Below are 25,555 nucleotides of genomic sequence, written 5' to 3'. Positions count from 1 at the left end.
GTGGAAACCACGCAGCCCACCGCGACGGGTCTCACGCTCGTCGCGGCAGGCCAGCAGCTGACCGTCAGGGTCCCGGGCACCAGCGCCAACCTGGGCCCCGGCTATGACAGCCTCGGCCTGGCATTGTCGATCTACGACACCCTGACCGTCGAAACACTCACCACCGGAGAGCTCGAGTTCGAGCTCTCCGGTGAGGGAGCCGATTCCCTTCCCCGGGATGCGAGCCACCTCGTCGTGCGTGCCCTCAACACGGCCTTGGAGCGCCTCGGTTTCCGGCACAGCGGCCTCAGGATCACCGCGGACAACGTCAACCCGCACGGCCGCGGACTTGGCTCCTCGGCGTCGGCCGTGGTTGCCGCCGTGACCGCGGCCAACGCCTTGGTGCCCGAATCCGCACAGCGCGACCGAGAGTGGATCCTGCAGCTCACGAGCGAGATGGAAGGGCACCCGGACAACGTCGCACCCGCGATTTTCGGCGGATTGGCCCTGTCATGGCAGGACAGCGAGCAGTACAGCAGCACCCGCGCAGAAGTGGTCCCGTCGGTCATCCCGATCGTCGCCGTGCCTGACTACGAACTGTCCACCGAGACCGCCCGCGGTTTGCTGCCCGCTTCCATCGGCCACCACGCAGCAGCCATGAACTCAGGACGCGCGGCGCTCCTCATCCATGCATTGACGGCCGACCCCCGTTTCCTGCTTCCCGGAACCGAGGACTACCTGCACCAGAGCTACCGCGCAGAGGCAATGCGGCCCAGTGCGGCGCTGATCAAGGCATTGCGGTCTTCGGGCCATGCAGCCGTGGTCTCGGGAGCGGGACCCACAGTTCTGGCACTGGCCAACGGCGCGGATGAAGCCGAGGCGATCGCCGAATTGATTAATTCGTTCACCGCGGACAACACTCCGGATGTTGCGTGGCGCGTGATGACACTGGCAGTGGACGTTGAAGGTGCTAGAGTGGACTTGCACCGGCGGTAGAACCGCGGGCAGTTCCCTGACATTGGATCCCGGCTTATTGCCGTTCCCGTCTCCTACTGTGTCGAAGTCTGCCGGTGTCGTCTCCTTATCGGCCTGTCGCAGGTGCCACAGAACCCTTTCTGTTACCCGAGCCGTCAGCCCGCGCCCCGCCCGCCGGAGCATCGAAGACGTATTAGTATCCGGCCCTGCTGAAACTAAACCGGCAAGACCGAAATCACGGCTGCAGATCTGAACTGCAGTCCAGAACAAATCATCGCGTCCAGCTCTAGGTCTGGACGCCGTCGAGGGGGAAGGATCCTTCGTGACAGAAACCACTGAGCTGGCTTCAGCTGTGGACACAACATCTTCTGCAGCTGAATCAACGGCCGCAACCGCTAAGAGCAGCGGCCTTGCAGGCCTCAAGCTCGCGCAGCTCCAGGCTCTCGCCAGTCAGCTGGGCATTTCGGGCGGATCCCGGATGCGCAAGGGGGACTTGGTCTCGGCTATCTCGGCCCACCGTGCCGGTGCAACCACCAGCAAGGCTCCCACCGCGGCCAAGGCCGTGGCAGCAAAGGCCGCGCCTGCAGCCCCGGAAGCTGAGACCGCTGCCGCACCTGTTGAAGCTCCTGCGCAGGACGGCACCCGTGCACGTGGCCGTGGCCGAAGCCGTCGCGCCACCAGCGATGGCGTTGTTGCCGCTCCTGCCGCCACGGAAACCGCGGAGGCTCCCGCCGCCGCCGTCGAGGCTCCCGCCGCTCCCGTCGCAGAAGCAAGCGAGGCCGCCGGCGAACGCCGCCAGCCGCGCACGCGGAACCGTCGTCGTGGCGAGGCCGCTCCGGTAGAGGCCGGTGAAGCCGCCGAGACCCGCGCCGCAGAGCAGCCCCAGGCCGAACAGCCCCGCGTAGAGCAGCGCCAGCCTGAACAGCGCCAGCCCGAGCAGCGTCAGCCAGAGCAGCGCCAGCCCGATCAGCGTCAGGGACAGCAGCGCCAGGGCGAGCAGGCCTCTGTCGAAGCCGGCGAACCCGGCCAGCGCGAACGCCGCGACAACACCCGTACGCGTCGCGAAGACACGAACGACGGCGATGACACCGGCAACCGCCGCAATCGTCGCAACCGTCGCGACCGCAACGATCGTCCGGGTCCGCAGGACAATCGTGACAACCGCGATGGAAACACCCGTAGCGACCGCTTCCGCGACCGCAACGAACGCCGCCGTGGCCGTGGCCAGGGTCCCGACGTCGACGATGTCGAGGTCACCGAGGACGACGTCCTGCTGCCTGTTGCCGGCATCCTGGACGTACTGGAGAACTACGCGTTCATCCGCACCTCGGGGTACCTGCCCGGCGCCAACGACGTGTACGTGTCCCTCGCCCAGGTCAAGAAGTACAACCTGCGCAAGGGTGACGCCGTCGTCGGCGCAATCCGCGCCCCGCGCGACGGCGAGGACCGCAGCCAGCAGTCCGCGCGCCAGAAGTTCAACGCGCTCGTCCGCGTCACGTCGGTCAACGGCAAGACGCCCGAAGAGCTCAAGGACCGCGTCGAATTCGCCAAGCTGGTTCCGCTGTACCCGTCCGAGCGACTGCGCCTCGAAACGGACCCCAAGAAGATCGGCCCGCGTGTCATCGACCTCGTGGCCCCGATCGGCAAGGGCCAGCGCGGCCTGATTGTCTCCCCGCCCAAGGCCGGCAAGACGCTCATCCTGCAGTCCATCGCCAACGCGATCACCACCAACAACCCTGAGGTCCACCTCATGATGGTGCTGGTTGACGAACGTCCCGAAGAAGTCACGGACATGCAGCGCACCGTGAAGGGCGAGGTCATTGCCTCCACCTTCGACCGTCCTGCCGATGACCACACCACGGTTGCCGAGCTTTCCATCGAACGCGCCAAGCGCCTCGTGGAAATGGGGATGGACGTGGTGGTCCTCCTGGACTCCATGACCCGCTTGGGCCGCGCCTACAACCTGGCAGCACCGGCCTCCGGCCGTATCCTGTCCGGTGGTGTCGACTCCGCTGCGCTCTACCCGCCGAAGCGCTTTTTCGGTGCTGCGCGCAACATCGAAAACGGTGGCTCGCTCACTATCCTGGCAACCGCGCTCGTGGAGACCGGTTCCAAGATGGACGAGGTCATCTTCGAAGAGTTCAAGGGCACGGGCAACATGGAGCTCCGCCTGTCCCGCCAGCTGGCGGACAAGCGCATCTTCCCGGCCGTGGACGTCAACGCTTCGGGTACCCGTCGCGAAGAGAACCTGCTTTCGGCCGAAGAAGTCAAGATCATGTGGAAGCTGCGCCGCGTCCTCTCCGGACTCGAGACCCAGCAGAGCCTTGAACTCTTGACCAACAAGATCCGGGAGACCGGGAGCAACGTCGAGTTCCTCATGCAGGTACAGAAGACGACTCTTGGAGCCAAGTCGGATAACGACAAATAGCTGTTTTAGGGGCGGGCGCTGGTTCGTTCGTGCGGTTGGTGCCGCGCGGATGTTCCGCTCCCGCCCCTTCCCTTTGCAACGCGGGGTCACTTACGGCCCATGCCGAGGGCCTGGATGGGCCGTAAGTGACCCCGCGTTGCGTTATTAGACTTGTAGAAGTCGAAAGAGGTTTGAAAATGTTTGAGTCCGTACAGGGATTGCTTGACGAGCATGCTGCTATCCAGGCGCAGTTGAGTGATCCTGCCGTTTATGCCGACCAGGCTTTGGCCCGCAAGTTGGGGCGGCGCTCTGCCCAGTTGCAGGGCATCGTTGAGGCGTACAACCGTTGGCGCGGGCTCATGGACGATCTCGAAGCGGCCAAGGAAATGGCTTCCGAGGACGCCGAATTTGCTGCCGAGGTAGACGAAATCGAGGCGAAGCTTCCGGCAGCGCAGGAGAAGTTGCGCAGGCTGCTGATCCCTCGCGATCCCGACGACGCCCGCAACGTCATTCTCGAGGTCAAGGGCGGCGAAGGCGGCGACGAAGCTGCGCTCTTCGCCGGGGACCTGCTGCGCATGTACATGCGTTACGCCGAGTCCCGCGGGTGGAAGACCGAACTCATTTCGGCCACGGAATCGGACCTGGGAGGCTACAAGGACGTCCAGATGGCCGTCAAGGGCAACTCGAACGATCCCGCAGAAGGCGTCTATGCCCGCTTGAAGTTCGAAGGCGGCGTGCACCGCGTCCAGCGTGTTCCCGTCACGGAGTCGCAGGGCCGCATCCACACGTCCGCGGCCGGCGTACTCGTGCTTCCCGAAGTGGATGAGCCTGAAGAGCTCGAAATCAACCAGAACGACCTCAAGATCGACGTCTACCGGTCTTCAGGTCCCGGCGGCCAATCCGTCAACACCACGGACTCTGCCGTCCGCATTACACACCTCCCCACGGGCATCGTGGTGGCTATGCAGAACGAAAAGTCCCAGCTCCAGAACCGTGAAGCCGGCATGCGCGTCCTTCGTGCCCGTATCCTGGCACACCAGCAGGAGCAGATCGACGCCGAGAACTCGGCCCAGCGCAAGTCGCAGATCCGCACCATGGACCGTTCCGAGCGCATCCGCACGTACAACTTCCCCGAAAACCGGATTGCCGATCACCGGACGGGCTACAAGGCCTACAACCTCGACGCCGTCATGAACGGCGACCTGGAGCCGGTCATCCAATCGGCCATCGAAATGGATGAACAGTCGCGCCTGGATGCCCTGGGCGAGTAACAGCCTGCAAGGATCTTCATGACGTTCTTTCCGGGCCAAAGCCTCGCCAACGCTGTCCGCGAGGCAACAGCCATCCTGTCCGACGCCGGAGTCCCCACTCCGCGCGTGGACGCTGAACTCCTCGCGGAACACCTCCTGGGCGTCGGCCTCGGCCGCCTGCGCGCCATGCTGCTGGGCGATTCCGAGGCCCCGGAAGGCTACGCGGACTTGGTGGCCGAGCGGGCCCAGCGCGTCCCGCTCCAGCACATCACCGGCGTCGCGCACTTCCGCTACCTCACGCTCGCCGTGGGCCCTGGCGTGTTCATTCCGCGACCGGAAACGGAATCCGTGGTCCAGCTCGTCATCGACCACCTCCAGGGACTCGAGCACCCCAAGGTGGTTGACCTTGGCACAGGCTCCGGCGCCATCGCGGCGTCGATCGCCCACGAAGTGCCCGGGGCCGAGGTCCACGCCGTCGAATTCAGCACGTTCGCCCACGCCTGGGCCGCGAAGAACCTGAAGCCCCTCGGGGTGAAGCTCGTTCAAGGCGACCTTCGCAATGCACTGCCCGAACACGATGGAACGTTCGACGTCGTCGTTTCCAATCCGCCCTATATCCCGGCTGAAGCAATTCCGAACGAACCTGAAGTGGCGCTGCACGATCCGCCGGAGGCACTGTACGGCGGGGGAGCGGACGGAATGGAGCTTCCGACGGCGGCTGCAGCCTCCGCTGCCCGGCTCCTCAAGGGCGGCGGCTACTTCGTGATGGAGCACGCGGAAGTGCAGGCGGGCTGGATTGCCGAACACCTGAAGGCTGCCGGTTGCTGGACGCACGTCGCCACCCACCTCGATCTCAATGGCAAGGAACGTGCCACGAGCGCAGTGTTGGCAATCGCTGCCTCCGGGAAATGAAAGAATAGCGCTGTGACCACAAGCTACAACTGCACGTCAGAGGAACAACGCGCCGAAGGCCTGGAGCATGCGCAGCGCGCCATCAGCGAGAAAAAGTGTGTCGTCATGCCGACGGACACTGTCTACGGCATTGCCGCCGACGCTTTCTCGCCGCAAGCCGTGACCATGCTGCTTGTCTCGAAAGGCCGCGGCCGCCATATGCCGCCCCCGGTGCTGATTCCGCGGCTCAATGCGCTGGACGGGCTGGCAACCGATGTATCGGAAGAAGCCCGCAAGCTCGCGGAAGCCTTCTGGCCCGGCGGCCTGACGCTGATCTTCCACGCCCAGCCGTCCTTGGACTGGGACCTGGGGGAGACCCGCGGAACCGTGGCCCTGCGCATGCCCGACGATGAAATTGCGCTTGAACTGCTCAACCGCACCGGACCGCTAGCGGTGTCCTCGGCAAACCGCACCGGCCACGCCGCCGCGCAGACAGCCTCCGAGGCGAGGACCCAGCTTGCTGAATCGGTCGAGGTGTACCTTGAGGGCGGCTTCCGGCCTGTCGAGGGAACCGAGTCCGTAGCGTCCACGATTGTCGACGCCACCACGCTGCCGCTTCGGGTGGTCCGCGATGGTGCGATTTCCCTGGAACGCCTCCGCGAGATTGTTCCCGGAGTGCTGGCCCTCGGGGAAGCCGCGCCCGAACCCGCGGCTGAAGCCGCACCTGACACTGAGCCGGCGCCTGAAACGGCCGCGGCTGAAACAGCGGCGGAACCGGCGTCCGAGACGGAAACAGCCCCGCAGGAACAGGCCGAGACCCCTGTCCACACGGAGACCAGGGCCGAATGAGCCTGGTCCGGGATCGCGTTCCCCTTCTGGACGTAGACGTCACCGCACTGTGCGCCGACGAACTCATCGAGGCCATCAGCGGGTACGTTTCGGACGGCACCACCAAGGTTGTCCTCGGGCACAATCTGCACAGCGTAACGCTGTTCCACTCGAGCCCGGATTTCCGCCGCCTCTATGAACGCAGCGATGTGGTGCTCATGGATGGTGCGCCTGTCGCCATGCTCTGGGGACTTGGACGGCGCGGAGCTTCACGGGGCGATGCCGCGGGGTTGATGGAATACCGTCTGGGATCCACTGACTGGGTGCCGGCGCTAGGCGGCGTCGAAGGCCTGCGCAGGATCGCCGTCGTCGGCGCCGGCCCCGAGGCCAACAGCAAGACGGTGGAGCGCCTCCGCAAAATCGTGCCGGGCGCCGAGGTCTCCGGGCGGCCCGGTGAGAATTGGGACGATGACAGCGAAGAGGCCGCCGTCGCCTGGCTCGCGGAATTCCGCCCGCAACTCGTGCTTCTTGGCCTTGGAATGCCGCTGCAGGAATCGGTCCTGCACCGCCGCCTCGACGAGCTTCCGCCTGCCGTCTACTGCACCGTCGGTGGCGCCATCGAACAGTTGGCGGGCCTCCAGAAGCTCGCTCCACGCTGGCTGGGCCGCCTCGGGCTCGAATGGGCATGGCGGCTCGTCCTGCACCCGGGACGCGTCGCCTACAGGGTCTTCGGCGAGCCGTGGGTGCTCCTCGGCCTGCTGGTCCGCCGTCGGCTCTCCGGCAGGAACAGCGCCTGAACCGAAGCGCCCGGCAGGACCGCTAGAACTTCTGGTCCTCCAGGGGGCCAAAGCCCTTGTCCCGCAAGCCGGCGGAGAACGCCCGGAACCATTCGGCGAGCCCGCGGAAGTCACCCCGGGGGAGGAAGTAGCCCAAGTAGCCTCCGACGTCGGCCACCATGGATTTTCCGCGGCGGTAGCGGCGGATCAAGTAGCCGCGGTTGCGGTAGTAGAAGTATCGCTTGAACGCCGAATCCGGCACGATCACGTGCCAGCGCGCGCCGAAGACGTGCTTTGTCTCGGAAAACGCGTGCGGGTGGCTGATCCAGGCCGTCGCGACGGTACCGAAGCGGATTCCCGCTTTCCTGAGGCGGATCATGAAGTCCACCTCGTCGCCCCGGATGAACAGCCGGATATCCGGCACTCCCACTTTGAAGAACACATTGGAACGGATGAGCGCGCCGTTGAAGAAGTGCCCGACGTCGGGCAGGAACCCCGCCTTCTCGACTTCGGCGCGTTCGTGGGTCACCTTGCCGTCGATGCGGAAGAAGAAGGAGAGCTTGTCCGGGTGGCCGGGCGCAACGACGAGCGGCACGACGGCGTCGAGTCCGCGGGCCTCTGCTTCGCGAACCAGGGTTTCAAGACAGGCAGGATCGCCGGGTTCGGCGTCGTCGTCCATGATCCAGACCCATTCGGCGCCGCTGGCGACCGCCTTGAGGATTGCGAGGGCGAAGCCGCCCGCGCCGCCCAGGTTCGCCTCCGAGCGGACGTAGTCCACTTTTGGATGGCTTGACGCAAGCTCCCGCGAAGGAATGGTTCCGCTGTCCACGAGGCAAATGGTGTCCACGGGCATGGACTGCTTGTTGATGGCGTCGAGCAAGACTGCTAGCTCTCCGGGGCGGTCAAAGGTCACAGCCGCTACGGCAACGGAGACAGTCATGTAGGGTTCCTTCCGGGCACTCGCGGGGAGGGTCCTCCCGGCTCGCCCTAGGGGCGCGTGAAACGGAGCAAAGCCGCCGTTGACGCTAGTATCTTGACAGAGTCCAACTGTAGTACAGCAATATTCGGCGGTGCGCAGAGGTGTTGCAGGTGTTGTGCCGGCAGCTAGTCGCCAGGGACATAATCCACCACCACCGCCAACAGGAGCCGCCACGTGATCATGTATTCGCTCATGATGCTCACGGCTGCCGTCGTGTCGTATCTCGCTACGTGGGTAGCCCGCCAGATGGGTAACAAACTCCGGCTTTTCGCCCCCATCCGCAGCCGGGATATGCACTCAGTCCCGATTTCCAGGCTCGGAGGCCTGGGACTCTTCGCAGGCTTCGCCGTGGCCCTCGTGGTAGCCAGCAATTCGTTCTTCGTGAAGGACATCTTCCACGGAAACGGTGCGCCGTGGGGAATCCTGGCGGGTGCCTTGGTGATCGTCGCGGTCGGTGTTGCCGACGACGTGATGGACATCCGCTGGTGGGTCAAGCTGATCGGTCAATGCACGGCGGGTACGATCGTTGCGGTCTGGGGCGTGCAGATGTCCGTGATTCCTTTTGTCCCGGAACCCATCCGGATCGAGGCGGAACCGCTACGGATTGTCCTGACTGCGCTCCTCATCGTGACCACCATGAACGCCGTCAATTTCATCGATGGCCTCGATGGCCTCGCGGCCGGCGTCGCCGCGATCGGCGGGGTTGCGTTCTTCCTGACGGCGTATTGGGTCCACCGCAATGCAACGCTGACGGACCGCTCGGATCTGGCGGCGCTGCTGATGGCCATCATCGTCGGTTGTTGCATCGGATTCCTGCCGCATAACTGGTTCCCGGCCAAAATCTTCATGGGCGACTCCGGCGCCATGCTTCTGGGCCTCGTGATGGCCTCGGCCGGTGTGGTGTCCACGGGCCAGATCAGTTCCGGACTCTACGACCGCGCCAACGGTATTCCGACCATCGTGCCCATCCTGCTGCCGTTCGCGATTTTGTCGCTGCCGTTGCTGGACCTCGGCTTGGCGGTGTTGCGGCGGACAGCTCGCGGCCAATCGCCATGGTCTGCGGATCGCGGTCACTTGCACCACAAGCTCATCGAGCTCGGCCACACCCACCGCACGGCGGTGCTCATGATGTACGTGTGGACCTGCATTCTGGCGTTCGGAGGCCTCGCGTTCGCCATCTTCCCCTGGCAGATGGTCCTCACGGTCGACATCGTGGCCGCATTGATCATGGCCGGGGTGACGGCCTGGCCCTACTTTGTCCGAAAAGGGCGCGCTGCCCAGTAGACGATGTGTGACGAGGGCGTTAACATCACAGTTCTATCTCATGTAGAATTCTAGGGCGGACAGTCACTCGCCCGCGCACCCACCCTTTTTGAGAATTTGGCATTCTTGCCACGACGATTGGCATCCCCATGACCTCCAACGCCGGCGGACAGCAGTCCGACTCGAGCGGCGTTGCTGCCCCCCGCTCCACGTCTTCGCTGTGGCTGCGGCTTCTTTTCCTCAGCTCGACGACGGCGGTGGCGGCCCTCGCGGCAACGTCGGCTGTTGCGGCGGTCATGAACGGTGGCGTAGGGGTGCTCTCTGCCGCATTCGGCGGGGCGATCGTGATGGCATTTTTTGCTATCAGCCTCCTGATCGGCCATTTCGTCGGCCGGGATAACCCCTCCGGCGCGGTCGGCCTGTTCGTTGCCAGCTACTTTGTCAAGGTGGTCGGCTTCGCGGTGGTGCTCTTCGTCGTGGGAGCGCCCGCCTGGCTGCACGGACGCTGGTTCGTGATCGGCGCCGTCGTCACGGTTGTCTCGTGGCAAACCGCCGAAATCTACGGCTTCAGCAAGGCCCGGCTCCAGATCTACAACGACCCCGCAGCGGGCAAAGGGGGCGACGATGTTCACTCCTAGGAACAAGCGACGCTCCGCTACGCTCAATGCCCCAAAAACCGGCGATTCCGCTGAGCAAGTGAGCGACGGAAGCGACGGCGGATACAACGCCGGCATAGCCGTCTTCAGCTACATTGTTGGCGGAATCATAGTCTGGAGTTTGATAGGCTGGGGTCTGGATAATCTGTGGGGGACTCGCTGGATTGTGCTCCTTGGCGCTCTGCTTGGAGCCGCAGGAGGGTTCTATCTTTCCCATATGCACGGCCTCACAAGTCATCGCTCGTCTTCCGGTGGAAGCAAAGCAGACAGTGGTCCGTCCCAGGACGGGAACAGTAATGCCAAATAATTTCACACGGGAAATGGCTGCAAGAAACGCGGCCGGATCCTCAACAACGCCCAATGATGGACACTGCAGAGAGGAAACGCGTTGATCGCGCTTGCGCTCCCGGCCCAGGATTCAGGGACCTTCACTCCTCCCGGAATCGACCAAATGCACCTGCCGGCTATCCTGCCGTGGGGTGCGAGCGATGGCTTCTCCAAGCAGATGTTGCTGGTGATCCTGTCGGTGGTCCTTATCGCCACATTCTTCATTGCTGCTGCACGCAAGCAGCAGTTGGTTCCCGGCAAACTGCAGTTCGCAGGCGAGATGGCCTACGGCTTCGTCCGCAACAGCATCGCCAAGGACATTATCGGCGGCCGCGACTTCATGAAGTTCGTGCCGCTTCTGTTCTCCTTGTTCTTCTTCATCCTGGTGAACAACATCTACGGCGCCATTCCCGTGATCCAGCTTCCGAGCTTCTCGCACGTCGGCGGGGCCTATGTGCTGGCCGCAGTCGTGTATGTCACCTGGATCGGCATCGGCATCAGGAAGAACGGCCTGAAGTACTTCAAGCTGGCCACGGTTCCTTCCGGAGTTCCTTGGTACATCCTGCCGATCGTCGTACCGATCGAAATTATCTCCAACTTCCTGGTCCGGCCCGTGACGCACAGCCTCCGTCTCTTCGCCACCATGATGGCCGGACACCTCATCGTGATGATCGCCGGCTCCGGTATTGAGTTCCTTGTCATGCAGGAGAACGTCCTTCTCAAAGGCGCATCCGTGCTGGTACTTGTTGGCGCCGTCGCCATGTACATGCTCGAAGCCTTGATCATGGTGCTTCAGGCATACGTCTTCACCCTTCTGACTGCGATCTACATCGAAGGCGCGCTCCACGCCGACAGCCACTAGGCACAACCCCTCAATCTTCCCCTTCGGGGGTTGAAGCAAACCAAACAACCTGCCGCGACTGCGGCATCTTGAAAGGAATACAATGAACGGCGACATCAACGGCTCCCTTAACCTCATTGGCTACGGTCTCTCCGCAATCGGCGGTGGTATCGGTGTGGGTCTCGTATTTGCTGCTTACATCAACGGTGTTGCACGTCAGCCGGAAGCCCAGCGCGTGCTCCAGCCGATCGCGTTCCTTGGTCTGGCTCTGACGGAAGCCCTCGCCATCCTCGGCCTGGTCTTCGCTTTCGTTCTCAAGTAAACCGCTAAGAACCAAGCGAACATTCAGAACCGAGTAGATAAGGACGGGTGAAACATGAATCAGCAGATCATCTCAGCCGCCGCTCAAGGTGCCGCCGAGTCGGCTAATCCGCTCGTTCCCAATCTCTGGGAAATGGGCGTCGTCTTCGCCGGCTTCGTGGTCCTCTTGTACATCGTGGTCAAGTTTGTTGTCCCGATGTTCGAGAAGACCTTTGCCGAGCGCGCAGAGGCGATTGAGGGCGGCATTGCCAAGGCTGAAAAGGCCCAGGCCGAAGCTTCTGCAGCTCTCGAAGAGTACAAGCAGCAGCTCCACGATGCCCGCGCCGAAGCCAACCGCATCCGCGAAGAAGCTCGAGCCGAAGGTGCCCAGATCCTCGCGGAGCTGAAGACCAAGGCAGCAGCCGAGTCGGCTCGCATCACTGAGCAGGCGTACGCCCAGATCGAATCGGAGCGCCAGGCAGCTGTTGTCTCCCTGCGTTCCGAGGTGGGCACCCTTGCCACGACTTTGGCAGAGCGCATCGTTGGCGAATCGCTCAGCGATGACGAGCGTGCCGCCCGCGTGGTGGACCGCTTCCTTGCAGATCTGGAGACCCAGAGCGCAGGTGCAGCTAAGTAATGGCAGGTGTATCGAGCGAATCGCTGACCAAGGCGCTGGAGCAGTTGGAAGCCACGCTTCCGACGGCCTCGCTGCAGTTGGCTAAGGACCTCTTCGGAATCCTGGGAACGGTGGACAGCTCGGCTGGCTTGCGCCGCGCCCTGACTGACCCCTCCCGCAGCGGAGAAGAAAAGTCGGCGCTGGTCAAGCAGCTGGTTGGCGGGAAAGTCTCCGCTGATGCTGCGGAAATCGCGAGTGGATTGGCCAGCTCACGCTGGGCATCGGCACGCGATATCGGCGATGCACTCGAGACTCTTGCCGCCACGGTGGTCATCGCCGTGGCTGAAAACAAGTCGGCCGTTTCTGCCTCCGGAATCACGGGGCTGGAAGAGCTGGAAAACGATCTGTTTGCTTTCAACCAGACCGTTGCTTCCAGCCACGAGGTACAACGTGCCCTGGGAGAGTCGCAGGCAAGTGCCGCGGCCAAGATCAGCCTGGCGGAGAAGTTGGTTCCTGGCGCAAGCCCGGAAGCCCAGCTCCTCATCGCCCAGGCCGTATCGCAGCCGCGCGGCGTCAAGCCGAGCAAGCTCATCGACAATTTCGCCAAGCTTGCAGCCAAGCGCCAGCAGCGCTGGATCGCAACTGTCCGCGTTACCCGTCCGTTGACGGATGCGCAGGCCAGCCGTCTGCAGGCCGGGCTTGATGCCCTCTACGGCCGCGAGCTGAAGGTCAACGTCAGCGTTGATCCAACTCTGATCGGTGGAATCCGGGTCCAGGTGGCAGACGAAGTGGTTGACGCTTCCGTCGTAGCCCGCCTGTCCGAACTCCGCCGGCAACTCGCTGGCTAGCCAGACAAGCACAACTTAACTGATACAAACACCGGTCATCGTGAGCAACGATGATCACGAAAACAGGAGAGCAGGGACTGCAGATGGCCGAATTGACCATCAACGCCGACGACGTCCGTAATGCGTTGAACGAGTTCGCGGCGTCCTACGAACCCGGAAACGCAGAGCGCGTAGAGGTCGGCCGCGTGACCGCCGCAAGTGACGGCATCGCCCGTGTTGAGGGCCTTCCCTCGGTCATGGCGAACGAGCTGCTTCGCTTCGAAGACGGCACCCTGGGCTTGGCCCAGAACCTCGACGTCCGCGAAATCGGCGTCATCATCCTCGGTGACTTCACCGGTATCGAAGAAGGCCAGGAAGTCCACCGCACCGGTGAAATCCTGTCCGTCCCGGTAGGCGACGCCTTCCTTGGCCGCGTAGTTGACCCCTTGGGCCAGCCGATCGACGACCTCGGCGAGATCAAGGCCGAGACCACCCGTGCCCTGGAACTCCAGGCTCCGGGCGTGACCCAGCGTAAGTCGGTTCACGAGCCCATGCAGACCGGTCTCAAGGCAATCGACGCCATGATTCCGATCGGCCGTGGCCAGCGCCAGCTGATCATCGGTGACCGCCAGACGGGCAAGACCGCCATCGCCGTCGACACCATCATCAACCAGAAGGCCAACTGGGCTTCGGGCGATGTCAGCAAGCAGGTGCGCTGCGTTTACGTCGGTGTCGGACAGAAGGCTTCCACCATTGCCGCTGTGCGCCAGACCCTGGAAGACCACGGCGCGCTGGAATACACCACCATCGTGGCTTCCCCGGCATCCGACCCCGCAGGCTTCAAGTACTTGGCTCCGTACGCCGGCTCGGCCATCGGCCAGCACTGGATGTACGGCGGCAAGCACGTCCTGGTGATCTTCGACGACCTGTCGAAGCAGGCCGAAGCCTACCGTGCAGTGTCCCTGCTGCTCCGCCGCCCGCCGGGACGCGAAGCGTACCCGGGTGACGTTTTCTACTTGCACTCCCGTCTGCTGGAGCGTTGTGCCAAGCTCTCCGATGAGCTCGGCGCAGGCTCGATGACCGGTCTTCCGATCGTGGAAACCAAGGCGAACGACGTCTCGGCCTACATCCCGACCAACGTCATCTCCATCACCGACGGCCAGATCTTCCTGCAGTCGGACCTGTTCAACGCCAACCAGCGCCCCGCTGTTGACGTCGGCGTGTCCGTGTCCCGTGTTGGTGGTGCGGCACAGGTCAAGTCCATGAAGAAGGTCTCCGGTACCTTGAAGCTGGACCTGGCGCAGTACCGCGACATGCAGGCCTTCGCGATGTTCGCGTCCGACCTCGACGCGGCTTCACGCCAGCAGCTGACCCGTGGTGCCCGCCTGATGGAACTGCTCAAGCAGGGCCAGTACTCGCCGTTCCCGGTCGAGGACCAGGTTGTCTCCATCTGGGCCGGTACGAAGGGCTACTTGGACGACGTTCCGGTTGAGGATGTCAGCCGTTTCGAGTCCGAGTTCCTGGAGCACCTCAAGCACAAGTCCTCCATCCTGACCACGCTGGCGCAGACCAACGTCCTGGACGACGACACCGCTGAAGCGCTGAAGTCCTCGATCATCGACTTCAAGAAGGGCTTCTTCGGGGAGGGCGACAACCGCTTGGTTGGCGCCGGCCACGAAGAGCACGAAGCGATTTCCGGTGGCGAAGTCGACCAGGAAAAGATCGTCAAGCAGAAGCGCTAGAGCATTGGTTACCGGGCCTGCGGAATCCGCAGGCCCGGTACCTTCGCCAAAGCCTTAGCCGCTGATCCATCGGGATCTTAGGAAAGGAAATGTATGGGAGCCCAGATCCGGGTCTACCGCCAGAAGATCAGCTCGACGACGTCGATGCGCAAGATCTTCAAGGCGATGGAACTGATCGCTACCTCGCGCATCGGTAAGGCCCGCGCCCGCGTTGCAGCTTCGACGCCCTACGCAAACGCGATTACCCGTGCTGTTTCTGCTGTCGCAAGCCAGAGCGAAATCGATCACCCGCTAGTCACCGAGCCGGAGCAGATCCGCCGTGCCGCCGTCCTGGTCATCACCTCGGACCGTGGCCTGGCTGGTTCTTACTCCGCAAGCGTGCTCAAGAAGGCTGAAGGTCTCAACGAGCTTCTCCGGGCAGAGGGCAAGGAAGTCAAGACCTACCTGGTTGGCCGCAAGGCCCAGGCATACTTCGACTTCCGCAGCCGTTCGTACTCCCGCGTGTGGACCGGCGGAACGGACGCACCGGAATTCGAGACTGCCAAGGAAGTCGGCGCCGCTCTTCTCGAAGAGTTCGCCAACGACTTCGCTGAGGGTGGCGTGGATGAGATCCACGTCGTTTACACCCGCTTCAAGTCGATGGTGACGCAGGAGCCCACGGTTGTCCGTCTGCTGCCGCTCGAGGTCGAAGAGCAGGCAGTCAGCGAGTCCGAGCTTCTGCCGCTGTACGAGTTCGAACCGGAGTCGGAGCAGGTGCTTGACGCTCTTCTTCCGCGTTACATCGAGTCCCGCATCTTCGCGGCAATGTTGCAGGCAGCGGCTTCCGAGCTCGCCGCCCGCCAGCGCGCCATGAAGTCGGCAGGCGACAATGCGACCGAACTGATCAAGAAGTACACGCGTCTGCGCAACACGGCCCGCCAGGCTGAGATCACGCAGGAGCTTTCCGAAATCGTGGCCGGTGCCGACGCCCTGAGCGCGTAGTTGCCGGTGCATGGTTCGGCGCAAGCTGCACCTGCACCAAATAGATAAACTTAACCCCACGCCATCTACTGAGTGAAGTGAGAGAGATGACTGCCACCGCTACCGAGCACGCAGCCGCAACGGCCGGCGCCACCGGCCGCATTGCCCGCGTCATCGGCCCGGTTGTCGACGTCGAATTTCCGGCTGACGCAATCCCGTCGATCTACAACGCACTCACCACCGAGGTAACCCTCAACGGTGAGACCAAGACCATCACGTTCGAGACCTCCCAGCACCTGGGTGACAACCTCGTCCGTGCCATCTCCCTGCAGGCCACCGACGGACTCGTCCGCGGCACCTCCGTGCAGGACTCCGGCTCCCCGATCTCCGTGCCTGTCGGCGACGGCGTCAAGGGCCACATCTTCAACGTTCTCGGCAAGCCGCTGGACGTTGACGAGTCCGAGATCAACGCGGACGCTTACTGGCCGATCCACCGCAAGGCCCCGGCCTTCGCGTCCCTTGAGGGCTCCACGGAGATGCTCGAGACCGGCATCAAGGTCATCGACCTTCTCACCCCGTACATCAAGGGTGGAAAGATCGGTCTGTTCGGTGGCGCCGGTGTCGGCAAGACCGTTCTGATCCAGGAAATGATCACCCGTGTGGCCCGCAACTTCGGTGGTACTTCGGTATTCGCCGGCGTTGGCGAGCGTACCCGTGAAGGAAACGACCTCTGGGTTGAAATGGAAGAGGCAGGCGTCCTCAAGGACACTGCCCTTGTATTCGGCCAGATGGACGAACCGCCGGGAACGCGTTTGCGTGTGGCATTGTCTGCGCTCACTATGGCGGAGTACTTCCGCGATGTGCAGAACCAGGACGTGCTGCTCTTCATCGACAACATCTTCCGCTTCACGCAGGCGGGCTCCGAGGTCTCCACCCTGCTCGGCCGCATGCCGTCCGCAGTTGGTTACCAGCCGAACCTCGCTGACGAGATGGGCCTCCTGCAGGAGCGCATCACCTCGACGAAGGGCCACTCGATCACGTCGATGCAGGCTATCTACGTGCCGGCTGATGACTACACCGACCCGGCTCCGGCAACGACCTTCGCACACCTCGACGCGACCACGGAACTTTCCCGTGAAATCGCCTCCCGTGGTCTGTACCCGGCCGTTGACCCGCTGACGTCGACTTCCCGCATCCTGGACCCGCAGTACATCGGCAAGGACCACTACAACACGGCTGTCCGTGTGAAGCAGATCCTGCAGAAGAACAAGGAACTCCAGGACATCATCGCCATCCTCGGCGTCGACGAACTGTCCGAAGAAGACAAGATCGTCGTGTCGCGTGCACGCCGCATCCAGCAGTTCCTGTCCCAGAACACCTACACCGCCAAGCAGTTCACCGGCGTCGAAGGCTCCACCGTGTCCATCAAGGACACTGTCGAAGGCTTCACGGCGATTTGCGACGGCGAGCTGGACCACATCGCAGAGCAGGCGTTCTTCAACGTCGGCGGCCTGGACGACGTCGAGCGCCAGTGGGCCAAGATCCAGGAACAGACCAAGTAGTATGGCTGAGCTCGAGGTTGAGATTGTCGCAGCGGACCACTTCGTGTGGTCCGGTGCGGCCAAGATGGTCAAGGCCCGTACCAGCGATGGTGAAATCGGGATCCTGCCGGGCCACTCGCCGCTCCTCGCCATTCTGGCCGCGGGCGAGCTGGCCATCGAGCCGGTTACCGGAGACCGCCTTGCAGTAGTTGTGGACGGCGGGTTCTTCTCCGTCGACAACAACCGCGTGGTGATCGTCGCTGACAACGCCCAGTTGGGCGATTCAGCTACTGCGGGGATCCGATAGCAAGACCTTGATGGACGATTCTGCTATTCCGTTCATCGCCTTGGCAACGGCGTTTGCGTTGCTGATCTTTACACTGTGCCTCGTCGGGGTGCGCCGCTTCAATCTGCGGCGCGCCCTGGGCACGGTCGACGCCTCCATTTGCACGGCTGGAAACAGCTGGCGGATGGGGGTTTGTCGTTATCAGGACTCGGAGCTTGAGTGGTTCCGCCTGCTTTCCCTTAGCTTCCGTCCAAGACACAGCTTCCGCCGCAGCTCCCTGGAACTCTTGGGCCGCCGGAAGCCAACGGAGGAAGAACTGACGAGGCTGCAGCCCGACGTCGTGGTCGTCGAACTCCAGCACGAAGGCCAGCGGTTCATGCTGGCAATGAGATTTGATGCCTACGCCGGGTTGTCATCCTGGCTGGAGGCCGGCCCCGTGGTGGGCGTCGGCACCTGGCGCTGAGGACAGTGGAATTCCTGTACAACCTGAGCCTTGTTGATGGTCCGTTCTATTGGACCATCTTTGGCGCTGGAATTGCCGGGAGCGCATTCCTTCTCCTGCGATGGGACCGGCGCTGGCTGCTTTCCATTGTTGTGTCGCTTGTCGCCGCAAGCGGAGTTGTTGCGGTCATTCATTGGCTGCTCGTCAACGTCCTCACCGTCTTCCCGGAGGATCTCCCCTTCGATGTCCTTGCTTGGTCGACGGTTGCCTTTTCCGCGCTGGCCCTCTTCCTTTTTCGGCTTCCGGGTTCCTCGTGGCGCGGCAGGAGCGCCGCAGGGGTCTCGTTCTTCGCGGTCCTGCTCCTCTCCGCACTTCAGACCAACAGCTACTTCGGGCTTAACCACACGGCGGCTGATCTCTTCGGCCACAATGTTGGCCGGATCCCACAGCTTGAGGAGGGGTTCAAGAGGGGTTCTTCCCGAACCCTCCCGGTGTCGCTGCCTGAGGGGGGACTTGTCCGCAGGGCGTCGATCCCCGGAATCGAATCCGGATTCACGGCCCAGGATGCTTTCATCTACCTGCCGCCGGCCTACCAATCCGCTGACCGCAGCCAACTACCGGTTCTGGTGCTCTTTGCCGGCCAACCCGGACGTCCCGCCGACTGGCTGACCGGCGGTCTCCTTGAACCGGCCATGAATACTTTCGCCGCCCGGCACGGAGGCGTGGCGCCCGTCGTCGTGGTGGTCGATCCCAACGGTTCCGATACCGCAAACACGATGTGCATGGATAGCCGGATCGCACGTGCGGATACCTACCTAGCGATCGATGTTCCGCGTTGGATCAATTCGACGCTCGAGGTTTCGGCCGACCCAAGGAAGTGGGCGGTCGGCGGGTTCTCCTTCGGCGCAACGTGTGCCGTGCAGATGACTACGCTGCATCCCGAAATCTATCCTTCGTTCATCGCGTTCTCGGGAGAGCGGGAGCCTTCACTTGGCCCGGACCGCCGGCGGACCATCCAGACCGCATTTGGCGGCGACTCTACGGCCTTCGACGCCCTGACACCGTTGAACCTGATGAAACAGCGAAGCTACGACGGGCTTGCGGGCTTCTTCGCCGTCGGGGCCTCGGACGGCGAATTCGTCGGCTACGCCACCGAGCTTGCGGCGGCCGCCCGCACGTCCGGCTTCGACATCCGGCACGCTTCAGTTTCCGGAGCCGGCCATTCGTGGGCGGTCGCCGTGCAAGAGCTTCCTTCCGCCATGGAATTCCTGGCCCCTCGCTGGGGACTCGTCCAGTGAGCACCCAGGAAGCCCGGTTATCCAAGGACCAGACGACTGATCCCGAAGAAGGCAAACCCGCCCGGAAGATGGTGGCAACGCTTGCCCGGGCCATCCTGGGCAACGTGGCTGCCCACATCGGGGCAATCCCGTTCACCGTGATTGTGCTCGCCCTGTACCTTCTCACTCCCGCGATCTTCGACTCAGATCTCGGGTACGGCCCCGACGTCTTGCGGCACCTTTCAAGCGTGAGCGGCGGAGGATTGAAGTCGGGGGACTGGTGGTCCATCTGGACGTCGATGTTCTTTGCAGCCAACCCCCTCGATTACGTGATGAGCTCGTTGTTGTTTGTCGTGCTGTTGGGCTCTGCAGAGCGCAAGCTGGGGTTGTTCCGCACGGCGGCGGGCTTCTTTGGCGGACAGTTTGCCACGGTCACCGCTTTTCTGTTGGTGGTCCAGTTGGCAGCCTACGCCGACGACGGCTGGCTGGGGCGGATGATGGACGCCAGGACTTCCGGGCCGCTTCCGGCAACCCTCTTCGTCTCGATGGCGGCCAGCGGCCTTCTCCCGACCCTGTGGCGCAGGCGCCTGAGGGCGACCGCTGTGTCCTTGTCGCTCCTCTTGGTCCTGTACGTCGGCGACCCCTCAGCCGTCATGGCCCTGGCCGGAGCCGTGCTCGGACTGGGGGCGGGCCTGTGGCTCCAGCTCGACCACGGAATTCAACCGAGCCACCGGGCGACCAGGCGTGAAACCCGAAACCTGTTGTCCCTCATGGTGGCGATTTTCGGCGTCGGGCCCCTGGTGGCGGGCGCGGTGAGGAGCCCCGCGGGGCCGCTCGCGTTGCTCCGCGAAATGGTCCTGAACCCGGTCCCGACGCTCAACCAGTTACAGGCGAACTGCGGTGGAACCGTGGACATCAGCTGCCTTGAGCTCGGACGCCAGGGCTATCCCGGGCCCGCCGGCGTGGCCCTCGCGGTGGTGCCCGCGTTGCTTCTCCTGATCTGCGCGGTGGGCATGCGCCAAGGAAGGCGCTTGGCATTGAAAATCGCCATCGCCGTGCAACTCGGTGTGGTGGCTTTGTCCTTTGCCTATCTGGTGTTGTTTGCCAGCATTCCGCATTTTCCAGGGCGGGGCCGTACGGTAGTCATGGGCTCCGCGGTGTTCCACATTCTGACCCTCGCCCTGGTTCCCCTTATCCTGGCGGTCCTGCTCTTCCTTTTCCGGGGCAACTTTGTGGTGGGCTCCAGGGCGCCGCTCCGCCGGAAAATGGCATGGCTGGTTGGCGGTACGTGGCTCATCTTGGCGAGTGGCTACACCGGGGCCTGGCTCGGCTCGGGCGGTATGGCGCACGACGGCGGCATCCTCGGCCTCATTGCGGAACTCGCCCGGCAGTATCTTCCCTTGCCCATACCCACGGCCTTCGGTCGAGTGTTCGCGGAACGTAGCGCCGCCGAGTCGATATTGTTCGCGTGGTCCGGGATCATCTTCTGGCTGGTGGCCATGGCAGCGGTGTGGACGCTGCTCCTGAAACGGCAGCACGGGCCCGGCGGCGACGATCCGGCCCGCCTGGCGGCCAAGGCTTTGGTCAAACGCGGCGGGGAGTCGCTTTCGTGGATGGCGCTGTGGGAGCCGAACAAGTTCTGGTTCACTCCCGGAATGGACGCTGGAATTGCCTACCAGCAGCACGGAAACGTGGCACTGACCCTTGCCGGACCGTTCGGTGATCCCGCACAAGCCCCTGCCGCGACCGAGGGGTTCCTGGACTACTGTGCGCACCATGCATTGGTGCCGTGCCTCTATTCCTGCACCGAGGAATTGTGGTCGATGCTGCAATCCGCGGGATTTCGCCGAATTGCGGTCGCCCAGGAAACCCGGCTCTCCATCCGTGACCTTGAGTTCACGGGCAAAGCGTGGCAAAACGTCCGTACAGCAAAGAACCGCGCGCTAAAGGCCGGCGTTGAAGCCCGGTGGGGGCGCTATTCGGAGTTTCCGCAACACGTACGCTCCCAACTCGGCGAAGTGTCGGAAGAGTGGGCCGCCAGGAAAAAGGTACCCGAAATGGGCTTTACCTTGGGTTCCCTCGACGAGCTGATGGACGATGAAGTGCTGTGCTGCATCGCCGTCGACCGCAAAGGGTTTGTCTATGGGGTCACCAGTTGGCTGCCGGTGTTTCGTGACGGGCGGGTGATCAGCTGGACCTTGGATTTCATGCGTCGGCGAAGCGATGCCTTTCCTGGCCTCATGGAATTCATGATTGCCTCGGCAGTGCACGAGTTGCGGCAAGGAGTGGAGGTCATTTCTTTGTCGGGCTCTCCTCTTGCCGGCGAGACCGAGGAATTCTCCAGCGGGGAAGCCGGCCTGGCGGGCATTCTCGACCTCGTGGGCAGGACCCTGGAACCTGTTTACGGATTCCGCTCATTGGCCCGCTTCAAATCGAGGTTCCAGCCGGAGTACAGGACTTTGTATATGTACTATCAGGACAGCCTGGAGATTCCCGCGATCGGCGCCGCGCTAAGCCGCGCATATTTGCCGGGGCTATCCGTTCGCCAAACTGCCAGGCTTCTCCGCACCCTGGTCGCCTGAAAAGGAAAAGGGGTCCCGCAGCCTGTGCGGAACCCCTTCCCTGAACCTGCCAAGCAGAATTCAAGCAGTCAAACTAGACGGCGGTTACGCCGGTGGCCTGCGGGCCCTTTGCGCCCTGACCGATCTCGAACTGAACACGCTGGTTCTCGTCGAGGGTGCGGAATCCGCCGGTCTGGATCTCGGAGTAGTGGACAAAGACGTCGCCTTCAGCGTCGTCCGGGGTAATGAAGCCGAAGCCCTTTTCAGCGTTGAACCACTTGACGGTGCCCAGTGCCATTTTTGTTTCTCCTCATTGTGGAACTATTAAGTCCGGCACACCGCGTGCCGGCCTTGGTTACTCCGCGAGAAGACCTGGTATTCCGTCCAAGCAAGGCCTGGTTGGCTTCGCAGGAGCTTCACGCTCGCAACACGTCTTGCGAGCATGAATCACACCTACACAAAGACTGCTACAACACTTTCATGGCGGATAGTGGAGGTCAACGGTCTGCTGGGGAATTCCGACAAATTTTAAGTAAAAAGAAGGTAACGGAAGAAAGCGCGCCGGCCACGGGATCCGCCATGGGGAGCCCGCCAATTCGGCCTAGGCGAGCCAATCCCCATTGCGCAACACACCCGCGAGTTGAAGCTCCTTGTCCACGACGACGAGATCGGCCCGCAAGCCCCTCCGAAGGCCGCCAAGTTCATCGGAGAGCCCCAGAACCGCGGCGGGAACCGCCGTCGCCGAGGCAACCGCGTCGGCGAGCCCGACGCCGGCCGCAACCGTGCGCCTGACGACGTCGAGCATGGTGGCGGTGCCACCCGCGATGGATCCCGTGGCATCCAAGGTAGCGACGCCGTCCGTCACGGTCACGGGGGAGGGGCCAAGCATGTAGTTTCCGTCGGAGAGTCCCGCCGCCGCCATCGAATCGGTCACGAGGACAACGTTTGCTGCGCCTACCAGCTGAAAGACGGTTGCGACCGTGCTTGGGTCCAGGTGCGTGCCGTCCGCAATCAGTTCCACCACGGCCTTGCCTTCCTGGGCCGTCCGAAGGGAGGCGGCCACGGGGCCGGGGGAGCGGTGGTGCATGGGAGGCATGCCGTTGAACAAGTGCGTGACGGTGGGCAGAGAGCTGACGCCGTCGAAACCGGCGGATTCCAGGCCCTCACGCGCCGCAGTGAGGGAGGCTGCCGCCGTCGCGTCGTCGCAATCCGTGTGGCCAAGAGACGGCGTTACTCCGTGGAACGTCATCAGGTCCACGAGTGCAGCGGCACCCGGAAGCTCGGGGGCATAGGTCATGGTTGCGAGCTTGCCTGCAGCGGCTTCAACCAGCTCCGTCATGAGGTCCAGGTCCGGCTCCAGCAAATAAGCAGGGTTCTGGGCACCGCATCGCGCGTGCGAGAGGAAGGGCCCCTCAAGGTGGATTCCCGCTACGAGTCCTTCATCGGCCAGGCGCACGAAAAGCTCGATGCCGCGGAGCAGGTCCTCCCGGGGCGCCGTGACCATGCTGGCGAGGAGCGTGGTGGTTCCGGAGCGGTGCAGGAAATCGATGGCCTTGCGCGCCGAGGATTCATCAGCCCCGGGGAAGTCGCCTCCATTGCCGCCATGGCAGTGCACGTCCACGAATCCGGGAACGATGTACCGTTCCGCGGGGAAATCGGTCCGGGGAGTTTCCTCGAACCCCTCGAAGGCTGCTTCGTGGAATTCGGCGGCTGGCCCGGCGAAGGCGATGCGGTCGTCTTCCACCGCCACCAGGCCATCTTCGATCACCGCACCGTCGCTGACGATGGTTCCGGTGATCAGGTGGCGCACGGGCGCAGAAGAAGATACAGGCCGGTCTGGGACAGTCATGTTTTGATTCTAGTTGCCGGGGACCGCGCCTGGCCCGGTTTGACCGGGATGAAGGCCGGGACCGCTAGAACAAGCGGGACTCGCTGTCGTCCACGCCCCGCATCGCGTCATAGTCCAGGGTGACGCAGTCGATTCCGCGGTCGTTGGCAAGGACCTTCGCCTGCGGCTTGATCTGCTGGGCGGCGAAAATGCCCCGCACCGGGGCCAGCAGCGGATCGCGATTGAGAAGTTCGAGGTACCGCGTGAGCTGCTCGACGCCGTCGATGTCGCCGCGCCGTTTGAGTTCGACGGCGACCGTCCTGCCGTCGCCGTCGCGGGCGAGGATGTCCACCGGACCGATGGCAGTGAAGTACTCGCGCCGGATGAGCGAATAGCCGGCACCAAGTGTTTCGATCTGCTCGGCGAGCAGTCGCTGCAGATCGGCCTCGACGCCGTCCTTGATGAGCCCGGGGTCCGTTCCGAGGTCGTGGGACGTGTCATGGATTTGCTCGTAGATGTTGATGATGAGCCGGTCATCGGTCTTGGCCGACTGCACGGTCCACTGCTCCACCACGCCTTCTTCCACCTCGGTCTCTTCCGGCGTCGTCACCCGGAGGGTTGCGGGCGGGCTCATCCAGTTCAGCGGCTTGTAGGAGCCGCCGTCGGAGTGGACCAGCACCGAACCATCGGATTTGACGAGCAAAAGCCGGGTGGCAAGGGGGAGGTGGGCCTTGAGGCGGCCAACGTAATCTACGGAACAACGGGCTATGACGAGTCGCACCCGCTCCACTTTACTTCCTCTGCCGCATCCCCTGCCCCGCGCAACTAGCGACTGGGGCAGAATGGAGTCATGCCCCGCTCCAACCGCCCCCGACGCACCGAATCAGCCAAGGCAAGCTGGAAACGGACAGGCGAGTCGCCGGAACTGGACCTGGAACGTGCCCGCTCGGGCATTGCCCGCAGGGAAAGCGCCCCCGACGGCGACTGGATGGTCCGGACCATGACCGCACGCAATGCCGAGAAGACGTATATATGTCCCGGCTGTTCGATGGCCATCATGCCTGGCATCGCCCACCTGGTGGTGTGGTCCGAGACGCACCTCTTCGGCGACGCCGCAGGCCTGGCGGAGCGCCGCCACTGGCACAACAACTGCTGGACCGGCCGGACCTACAGATACCGCTGAGCGCTTAAGCTTGGAAGCATGAGTTTCGATCCCGCTTCCCTCGTTTTCAGCCAGCCGGAGTCTGCCACGGACATCAGGGCATCCACGGTTTTGCCGGCGCACCGCGAAAACGTGGAATTCCGCACCGAAGACGGCAAGTTGCTTGTGGGTGAGCTGGCGCTGCCGGAATCCGGCGAGATCTCGGCGACCCTTATTACCCTGCACCCCCTGCCAACGCACGGCGGGTTCATGGATTCGCACGTTTACCGGAAGGCGTCCTATCGGCTTCCGGCGCTGGCCGGCGTCGCGGTTCTGCGCTTCAACACGCGGGGAACGCATTCGCCCCGGGGTACCAGCCAGGGGCACTTCGACGAGGGCATCGGCGAGCGGTACGACGTCGAGGCTGCTGTTCGCTTCGCTGTGGAGCGCGGGCTTCCGAACCGCTGGTTGGTGGGCTGGTCCTTCGGCACCGAGCTGGCCTTGATGTACGGTGCGGTGGAACCGGTGGCTTCCCAAGTGGAGGGCGCCGTCCTGCTGTCTCCGCCGCTGCACCGTGCAACGGACGTGCATTTGAAGGAATGGGCTGCTTCGGGAAAGCCGCTGACGGTCCTGGTTCCGGAACACGACGACTATCTTCAGCCCGCCGAGGCCGCGGAACGATTCAGTTTGGTGCCCCAGGCCCGGGTGGTGGGGATCGACGGCGCCAAGCACTTGTGGGTCGGCGAGAAGTACGCTGCCCGGGTTTTGGACGAGATTGTGGACGACGTGACGGAAGCCGGTGCGGGACCCCATGGCTTGCCTCGCCACTGGGCAGGCCCAGTGGCCACGGCCTAATGGCTAC

The 25,555-nt window shown here is 63.4% G+C and carries 26 protein-coding genes; 22 read left to right on the top strand and 4 right to left on the bottom strand.

Annotation, left to right across the window (positions count from 1 at the left end; genetic code table 11):
* From thrB to VLA65_RS04425, 6 genes are all read left to right on the top strand, one after another.
* Entirely contained in the window at positions 1-975 is a 975-nt protein-coding gene (gene thrB, locus VLA65_RS04450; protein WP_332601895.1) for a homoserine kinase, read from the top strand.
* 301 nt (positions 976-1,276) lie between these two features.
* Positions 1,277-3,382 (top strand): transcription termination factor Rho, encoded by a 2,106-nt coding sequence (rho, locus tag VLA65_RS04445; protein WP_332601894.1) that lies wholly within the window; start codon positions 1,277-1,279, stop codon positions 3,380-3,382.
* A 176-nt stretch (positions 3,383-3,558) separates the two neighbouring features.
* Complete coding sequence (prfA, locus tag VLA65_RS04440; protein ID WP_028264759.1) at positions 3,559-4,632, top strand: peptide chain release factor 1; 1,074 nt, start codon at positions 3,559-3,561, stop codon at positions 4,630-4,632.
* A gap of 18 nt (positions 4,633-4,650) precedes the next feature.
* On the top strand, positions 4,651-5,523 hold the full coding sequence (prmC, locus tag VLA65_RS04435) for a peptide chain release factor N(5)-glutamine methyltransferase (RefSeq protein WP_332601893.1): 873 nt from the start codon (positions 4,651-4,653) through the stop codon (positions 5,521-5,523).
* Between the two features lie 12 nt (positions 5,524-5,535).
* A complete protein-coding gene (locus VLA65_RS04430; protein WP_332601892.1) occupies positions 5,536-6,351 on the top strand; it encodes an L-threonylcarbamoyladenylate synthase in 816 nt (271 codons plus the stop codon).
* Positions 6,348-7,127, top strand: coding sequence for a WecB/TagA/CpsF family glycosyltransferase (locus tag VLA65_RS04425; RefSeq protein ID WP_306960921.1), 780 nt, complete (start codon positions 6,348-6,350; stop codon positions 7,125-7,127). Before VLA65_RS04430 ends, VLA65_RS04425 begins: the two co-directional genes overlap by 4 nt.
* 22 nt (positions 7,128-7,149) lie before the next feature.
* On the opposite strand, the gene VLA65_RS04420 is transcribed toward VLA65_RS04425, so the two are convergent.
* Positions 7,150-8,046, bottom strand: coding sequence for a glycosyltransferase (locus tag VLA65_RS04420; protein ID WP_306960920.1), 897 nt, complete (start codon positions 8,044-8,046; stop codon positions 7,150-7,152).
* A gap of 213 nt (positions 8,047-8,259) precedes the next feature.
* Between VLA65_RS04420 and VLA65_RS04415 the strand changes: the two genes are divergently transcribed.
* The 14 genes from VLA65_RS04415 (at position 8,260) to VLA65_RS04350 (ending at position 21,745) form a co-directional block, all read left to right on the top strand.
* On the top strand, positions 8,260-9,369 hold the full coding sequence (locus VLA65_RS04415; protein ID WP_284988410.1) for an MraY family glycosyltransferase: 1,110 nt from the start codon (positions 8,260-8,262) through the stop codon (positions 9,367-9,369).
* A 128-nt stretch (positions 9,370-9,497) separates the two neighbouring features.
* The gene (locus tag VLA65_RS04410; protein ID WP_332601891.1) at positions 9,498-9,986 is read left to right on the top strand and encodes a hypothetical protein; all 489 of its coding nucleotides are present in this window, start codon (positions 9,498-9,500) and stop codon (positions 9,984-9,986) included.
* Complete coding sequence (locus tag VLA65_RS04405; protein WP_084784335.1) at positions 9,973-10,311, top strand: hypothetical protein; 339 nt, start codon at positions 9,973-9,975, stop codon at positions 10,309-10,311. The genes VLA65_RS04410 and VLA65_RS04405 overlap by 14 nt, the downstream gene beginning before the upstream one ends.
* 81 nt (positions 10,312-10,392) lie before the next feature.
* Positions 10,393-11,193 carry a F0F1 ATP synthase subunit A gene (atpB, locus tag VLA65_RS04400; protein ID WP_059387612.1) on the top strand — a complete coding sequence of 267 codons (801 nt, stop codon included), beginning with the start codon at positions 10,393-10,395 and terminating at the stop codon, positions 11,191-11,193.
* A gap of 82 nt (positions 11,194-11,275) precedes the next feature.
* The gene (gene atpE / locus VLA65_RS04395) at positions 11,276-11,494 is read left to right on the top strand and encodes an ATP synthase F0 subunit C (protein ID WP_028264751.1); all 219 of its coding nucleotides are present in this window, start codon (positions 11,276-11,278) and stop codon (positions 11,492-11,494) included.
* Positions 11,495-11,548: 54 nt separating this feature from the next.
* The gene (locus tag VLA65_RS04390) at positions 11,549-12,109 is read left to right on the top strand and encodes a F0F1 ATP synthase subunit B (protein ID WP_078108476.1); all 561 of its coding nucleotides are present in this window, start codon (positions 11,549-11,551) and stop codon (positions 12,107-12,109) included.
* Positions 12,109-12,936, top strand: coding sequence for a F0F1 ATP synthase subunit delta (locus VLA65_RS04385; protein WP_284988407.1), 828 nt, complete (start codon positions 12,109-12,111; stop codon positions 12,934-12,936). The genes VLA65_RS04390 and VLA65_RS04385 overlap by 1 nt, the downstream gene beginning before the upstream one ends.
* A gap of 83 nt (positions 12,937-13,019) precedes the next feature.
* The gene (gene atpA / locus VLA65_RS04380; protein ID WP_059387613.1) at positions 13,020-14,657 is read left to right on the top strand and encodes a F0F1 ATP synthase subunit alpha; all 1,638 of its coding nucleotides are present in this window, start codon (positions 13,020-13,022) and stop codon (positions 14,655-14,657) included.
* A 93-nt stretch (positions 14,658-14,750) separates the two neighbouring features.
* Positions 14,751-15,638, top strand: a complete 888-nt coding sequence (locus tag VLA65_RS04375) for a F0F1 ATP synthase subunit gamma (protein WP_059387614.1) — start codon at positions 14,751-14,753, stop codon at positions 15,636-15,638.
* Positions 15,639-15,724: 86 nt separating this feature from the next.
* The gene (gene atpD, locus VLA65_RS04370; protein ID WP_059387615.1) at positions 15,725-17,179 is read left to right on the top strand and encodes a F0F1 ATP synthase subunit beta; all 1,455 of its coding nucleotides are present in this window, start codon (positions 15,725-15,727) and stop codon (positions 17,177-17,179) included.
* Position 17,180: 1 nt separating this feature from the next.
* Positions 17,181-17,465: a F0F1 ATP synthase subunit epsilon gene (locus tag VLA65_RS04365; protein WP_059387616.1), complete on the top strand. Its 285-nt coding sequence runs from the start codon at positions 17,181-17,183 to the stop codon at positions 17,463-17,465.
* Between the two features lie 10 nt (positions 17,466-17,475).
* Positions 17,476-17,907: a DUF2550 domain-containing protein gene (locus VLA65_RS04360; protein ID WP_059387617.1), complete on the top strand. Its 432-nt coding sequence runs from the start codon at positions 17,476-17,478 to the stop codon at positions 17,905-17,907.
* Between the two features lie 5 nt (positions 17,908-17,912).
* Positions 17,913-19,184, top strand: coding sequence for an alpha/beta hydrolase (locus VLA65_RS04355; protein ID WP_332601890.1), 1,272 nt, complete (start codon positions 17,913-17,915; stop codon positions 19,182-19,184).
* A 68-nt stretch (positions 19,185-19,252) separates the two neighbouring features.
* Positions 19,253-21,745 (top strand): bifunctional lysylphosphatidylglycerol flippase/synthetase MprF, encoded by a 2,493-nt coding sequence (locus tag VLA65_RS04350; protein ID WP_332602058.1) that lies wholly within the window; start codon positions 19,253-19,255, stop codon positions 21,743-21,745.
* Between the two features lie 73 nt (positions 21,746-21,818).
* Here the strand turns inward: VLA65_RS04350 and VLA65_RS04345 are convergent, their stop codons facing one another.
* The 3 genes from VLA65_RS04345 to nucS form a co-directional block, all read right to left on the bottom strand.
* The gene (locus VLA65_RS04345; RefSeq protein WP_028264741.1) at positions 21,819-22,022 is read right to left on the bottom strand and encodes a cold-shock protein; all 204 of its coding nucleotides are present in this window, start codon (positions 22,020-22,022) and stop codon (positions 21,819-21,821) included.
* A gap of 303 nt (positions 22,023-22,325) precedes the next feature.
* Positions 22,326-23,573 (bottom strand): N-acetylglucosamine-6-phosphate deacetylase, encoded by a 1,248-nt coding sequence (gene nagA, locus VLA65_RS04340; protein WP_284984682.1) that lies wholly within the window; start codon positions 23,571-23,573, stop codon positions 22,326-22,328.
* Between the two features lie 64 nt (positions 23,574-23,637).
* Complete coding sequence (nucS, locus tag VLA65_RS04335) at positions 23,638-24,333, bottom strand: endonuclease NucS (protein ID WP_307054225.1); 696 nt, start codon at positions 24,331-24,333, stop codon at positions 23,638-23,640.
* Between the two features lie 69 nt (positions 24,334-24,402).
* Between nucS and VLA65_RS04330 the strand changes: the two genes are divergently transcribed.
* Positions 24,403-24,735: an ATP/GTP-binding protein gene (locus VLA65_RS04330; RefSeq protein WP_284751215.1), complete on the top strand. Its 333-nt coding sequence runs from the start codon at positions 24,403-24,405 to the stop codon at positions 24,733-24,735.
* Between the two features lie 18 nt (positions 24,736-24,753).
* Entirely contained in the window at positions 24,754-25,548 is a 795-nt protein-coding gene (locus VLA65_RS04325) for an alpha/beta hydrolase (protein ID WP_307054223.1), read from the top strand.
* Positions 25,549-25,555 lie beyond the last annotated feature (7 nt).

Source organism: Arthrobacter sp. S2(2024) (assembly GCF_036662515.1).
Taxonomy (GTDB): Bacteria; Actinomycetota; Actinomycetes; order Actinomycetales; family Micrococcaceae; genus Arthrobacter.
This window is presented reverse-complemented; position numbering and strand designations above follow the sequence as displayed.